This is a genomic window from Mesorhizobium sp. M4B.F.Ca.ET.089.01.1.1 (assembly GCF_004022605.1).
In the GTDB taxonomy this organism is placed as follows: domain Bacteria; phylum Pseudomonadota; class Alphaproteobacteria; order Rhizobiales; family Rhizobiaceae; genus Mesorhizobium; species Mesorhizobium abyssinicae.
In genome coordinates this window covers 1-479 of the sequence record NZ_RZOS01001365.1, presented here as the reverse complement: position 1 = coordinate 479, position 479 = coordinate 1, and the positions used below count along the sequence as shown (strand labels likewise).

The following is a 479-nucleotide window of genomic DNA, read 5'->3' as shown; positions in this document are numbered from 1 at the left end:
AGCAAGAGGTTATTTCCGAACAGATGAGTTATGAGCGTCGCCGCGTCACCTGGCTTGATGAGGGAGGCCGCCATCTTCTCATCAACTCCGGCAAGGTCTGGCTCAACATCGACAAAGACCGGTTCGAGTCCACTGATCGCGATTGGGCCGACGGCTCCCGGCCAGTTCAAAGCCGACGTAACGACTCGGCGACCTCGGTTCCGGTAGTAGTCGAGAGCCACGTGAATAGCGGCTGTGCCGCTTCCAACGGCGCGCACAGACCAGTTACCCGACCAATCCGCTAGCCGCTTTTCGAGCTCAATCACCATAGGGTGATTGACGCGATGATATTTGCCGCTTTCGACAACATTTGCGAGCGCCTTCAAATGTTTACGTTTCGCAGCTGGCCAAAGAACAACTCGCCCAGCCGGCACCGTGGGATCTCCTCCAAAGAGCGCAAGAGAAGTGTCCTTCTGGTGGACGCATCGTGTGCTTGCTGC

Annotated in this window: 1 protein-coding gene; it reads right to left on the bottom strand. The window is 57.0% G+C overall.

Features of this window, described 5'->3' with window-relative positions:
- A partial coding sequence (locus EN780_RS37555; RefSeq protein ID WP_348631306.1) for a DegT/DnrJ/EryC1/StrS family aminotransferase occupies positions 1-365 on the bottom strand: 365 nt, incomplete at its 3' end.
- Between the last annotated feature and the right edge of the window lie 114 nt (positions 366-479).